Below are 733 nucleotides of genomic sequence, written 5' to 3'. Positions count from 1 at the left end.
CAAAGAGAGCTACCTCAGCAAGGTGATCAAGCTGGTGCAGGAAGCACAAAAGACTAAGTCGGAAACACAGCGCCTGGCAGACCGCGCTGCAAAGTGGCTGACCTATATTGCCTTATTTGCCGGCTTCGGCACGTTTGCCGTCTGGCTTATGCTGGGGCAGGACCTGGCTTTTGCCCTGGAACGTATGGTTACGGTTATGGTGATTTCCTGTCCGCATGCACTGGGGCTGGCTGTGCCGCTGGTAGTGGCTATTTCTACGGCTGTGTCGGCCAACCACGGCCTGCTTATCCGCAACCGCACTGCCTTTGAGAACTCCCGCCTTATCACCACCATCATCTTCGATAAAACCGGTACCCTTACGCAGGGCTCCCATGAGATTGCCTCTGTGGTAGCTTTTGATAATGCGATAACTGAGCGTGAAATGCTGCGCTTGGCATCAGGTGTGGAGCAGAATTCGGAGCATTTTATTTCCCAAAGTATACTTCGCAGGGCAAAGGAACAAAGTATACCTGTGCCACCTTCCACGTCTTTTAACTACCTGCCAGGCAAAGGCTTGGAAGGCCTAGTAGAAGGCCGCGATGTGAAAGTGGTAGGTCCGAACTATATAAAAGAGTATAACATTGCTGTACCTGCAAGCGAGGCCGAAGAAGGCGTGGAAACAGTAGTTTATACTATAGTAGACGGAAGACCTGTTGGCTACATTACAATGCGCGACCAGATACGCGAGGAATCG

The 733-nt window shown here is 51.6% G+C and carries 1 protein-coding gene; it reads left to right on the top strand.

The genetic code is table 11. The annotated features are described in order from the left end of the window. Window positions 1–733 (top strand): HAD-IC family P-type ATPase (locus tag LWP20_RS18175; protein ID WP_242929599.1); only part of this gene is annotated, 733 nt, incomplete at both ends.

Origin of the sequence: Pontibacter vulgaris (genome assembly GCF_022758145.1) — a bacterium.
GTDB lineage: Bacteria > Bacteroidota > Bacteroidia > Cytophagales > Hymenobacteraceae > Pontibacter > Pontibacter vulgaris.
Note: the sequence above shows the minus strand (reverse complement) of the source record. Positions and strands in the feature narration are given on the sequence as shown.